This window comes from bacterium, from assembly GCA_035380285.1.
GTDB lineage: Bacteria > Auribacterota > Erginobacteria > Erginobacterales > DAOSXE01 > DAOSXE01.
The window spans coordinates 2,679-5,828 of sequence record DAOSXE010000063.1; the positions used below are offsets into that span (position 1 = coordinate 2,679).

The following is a 3,150-nucleotide window of genomic DNA, read 5'->3' on the forward strand; positions in this document are numbered from 1 at the left end:
GGGGAAGGATTGGGAAATAACCATGAAGGGCATGAAGTTCATGAAGGGGGGGGGAAGCAGAGTGCCGGGCCCTATGCCCCATGCTTCTCTTCCCGAGCCCCGAACCCCTCTTGCACCTGATTACTCTGATTAACTCTGATGGGGGAAGGATTGGGAAATAACCATGAAGGGCATGAAGTTCATGAAGGGGGGGGGAGCAGAGTGCCGGGCCCTATGCCCCATGCTTCTCTTCCCGAGCCCCGAACCCTCTCTTTTCCCCTTCGCGAGATGGCTTCCGGAAGCGAAATGGTGTACCCTCGTCCCGGAAATTTCAGCGCACAACGGAGGTGTGTATGCGCGCAAGGTTCAGGCTGTTGTTACGGTTCGTCCCGGCGTTGCTGCTCTTCCCCGGCGCCCGGGCCGGCGGCGCCGACCCCGCGTACTCCTATCCGACCCGTTTCCTGGGAGTCTGCTACTCCCCCACTCATTACGGCCAGGCCGACAACAGCAACCCCCAGACCACCCTGGACGCATTCGCCAAGGATTTTCCCCTCGTGGCCCGGAAAGGATTTCAGGTCGTGCGCTCCTACTGGCTGAGCAGCCAGGCCCATTACCTCAATTTCATCGGGGAAGCCTTCCGGAACAACCTCAAGGTCATCGTCGAAGTCCCCGTGAATCCGGCGGCGGCCAATAACCAGCAGATGATCGCGCAGTTCGGGGACGTCCTGGCCCTGATCAAGAACACCCCGGAGGCCCGGAAAGGCCAGGTCATGGCCAAAGCCGTTTTCGACAATTACGCCTACACCAACGTCGACTACGTAACCCCCTCCATGTTCCGGGAGACGGTGATCCTGGCCCTGGCCGGCAACGAGAATATCCCCGCCGACCCTCACGATTCCAACTCGCTGGTCTCCCTGAAAAATTCCATCCAGGACCGTTTGACCGGAAACGGGTTCGGTGCCGTCGCCGTTTCCTACTGCCTGCAGGCCGACGTCTGGGCCGGGGACCCCTCGCAGTACCCGAACCGGCGGGCGCTGCTGGAATCCCTGGCCGACGGAGTACCTTTTCTCATGACCTGCTACCCCTTCGAATGGGGAATGCCGATCGGGCAATCGGTCTCGGGGGGGGCGCATTCCCTGCAGACCTACATCGACCAGGTGACCGGGCACTATCCGGCCCTGGTGGGGAGGCATCCGGTCATGTTCGGCGAGACCGGCTGGGCCTCCGACGGTACCGCCGCCGGGAGTTCGCCGGCCACCCTCGCCAACGAATCCGCCTACCTCTCCAAGGTCTATACCTGGATGAGCGGCCGAACCAACGCGGTCCGCGGACTGCTGTGCTTCGAGGCCTTCGACGAATCCACGAAAACCGGCCCCGAATACGAACGGCACTTCGGGCTCTGGACGGGAGGAACCCCCCGCCGGAACGGCGCCTGGAAACAAGGCCTCCCGTCCCCCCCTTCCCTGGCCTACTGCGGCGCGGCCGGATTCCAGGCCAATGCCCCGGCGGCGGCGCCGGCGGGAGCGGATACGCTGGAACTGGCCGGGACCTGGCTGCCGGAAGGAGACCCGATTTTGAACGAGCAAGGCCTGGCGGTGCGCTTCGAGGGCAGGGAGTTTTTCCTTCCTCCGGACAAGTTTTTCGGCGGCGAGGGCGCATACGCGTACGACGACGGCGAAATCGAGTTTCGGCTGACCCCCAACCGCGTCTGGCGGTTCCGGGCCCGGGCGGACCTGGAGAACGTCGATACCCGCGACGGGCTGGAGACGGCCCTGGCTTTCGGGGAAACCGTCCTGAGTTTCGCGGCCGCGCCCCGGGAAAATTCGGTGTGCCGGTACCGGGCCGGCGTTCAGGGGTGCTCCGCCCTGGAGACGGGGGGAACCCCCCTACCGCTTTTCCAGGTTCTCCGCGCCGACCTCCTCTACGCCTCATCCCGGGACCTGACCCGGGGAGACGTGCAGTTCCGTTTCCGGCTACCTCCCGGGGCCGGGTTCGATCCGGACCGGGACGAAGCGGCGTTTTCCCTGGACGATCACCGCCGCGAGCTGGCCCCCGGGACACTGCTCCGGAAAAAGACGGTCTTCTACTGCCAGGGGACCGACCGGGATTCGGGCGGGGCCTTCTTCCTCGCCCTGGACTTCGGTCGCGGCCGGGGCCGGATACGGTTTTCCCAACCCGGGGTCTGGAAGCTGTTCTCGCCCCACGACGGCATCGACTTCTTCCTCGAACTGGGCCAATTCCGGGGAGGAGTCCGTTTCGACCCGGTTCAGCGGTTCAACTGCCGATTTCAATCCGCCGAACCGCGGTGACGCCGGCGCCGGCGGGAGGGCTACAATGAAGTTTATCACCATCATTCACAGACGGCTCCGGGAAGGAAAAACGTTCGACGACTACCGCAAGGCCTGGTTTCACGCCACCGGCTTCGGGGCCCCGACCACCATGTACACCGTCGTCAACGCCTTCGACCCACAGGAGATCATCTCGGTGGCGGTGGGAGGCGGGGACGGCGGCGACTTCGAGCGGATGAAGACAAGGATGGAAGCCGTACTTGCCATCGACGTCCGGGAGCGCAATGCCAGTCCTCTCGACGATATCGTCGAAGACACCATCATCCGGCATTTCGGCCTGGTCATCGCCGAAGACGATTTTTCCCCGGCCGGGCCCCTCGCCTACGTTCCCCCCGCCGTCGACGGCGAAGTCAGCGACTACGGAAAATTTGTGCAAATGTCCGCCGAACTGGCCCGGCTTATTCAGGCAGCCGCGAAAAAACGCGACGACCTGACGCGCCGACGCCGGGGGGACACAGGAAATGAATCGCCATGAATAGCCCGAAGGAGGGGAAATAGGGCTCGGGGCTCAGGGAAATTTTGCACCTGTGAAAAGCATAGGGCATAGAGCAAAGAGATTGCTTCGTCGCTGAAGCTCCTCGCAATGACATATAATTCTCCGAACCCGGACCCCGAACCCTAAACCCCAAAGGGTCCGGGGCGGAGGTGGTTTTCTCTATGCACTCTGCTCTCTGCCCCCCTCCCCCTCAGGGGTTGGTGACGGGGAGATCGGTGGTAGCGCCGTAGTAGGGGGCGCTCACCCCCCGGATCAGCCACTTTCCCGAGGCCGAGCGGAAGACGGCGAAGTCCCAGGTCCCGTCCCCGTCGTAGTCCGCCGGCTGCA

2 protein-coding genes are annotated in these 3,150 nt (G+C 63.7%); both read left to right on the plus strand.

All coding sequences use genetic code 11. The features are described 5' to 3' along the window. Positions 1–332: 332 nt before the first annotated feature. Positions 333–2,288 carry a glycosyl hydrolase family 17 protein gene (locus tag PLZ73_12550; protein HOO78703.1) on the plus strand — a complete coding sequence of 652 codons (1,956 nt, stop codon included), beginning with the start codon at positions 333–335 and terminating at the stop codon, positions 2,286–2,288. 25 nt (positions 2,289–2,313) lie between these two features. Next, positions 2,314–2,802, plus strand: coding sequence for an ROK family protein (locus tag PLZ73_12555; protein HOO78704.1), 489 nt, complete (start codon positions 2,314–2,316; stop codon positions 2,800–2,802). Positions 2,803–3,150: the final 348 nt, after the last annotated feature.

Bases quoted from the DNA above. Each gene is read 5' to 3' on its own strand.
- PLZ73_12555 (HOO78704.1), top strand. From the start codon at position 2,314: ATGAAGTTTATCACCATCATTCACAGACGGCTCCGGGAAGGAAAAACG.
- PLZ73_12550 (HOO78703.1), top strand. From the start codon at position 333: ATGCGCGCAAGGTTCAGGCTGTTGTTACGGTTCGTCCCGGCGTTGCTG.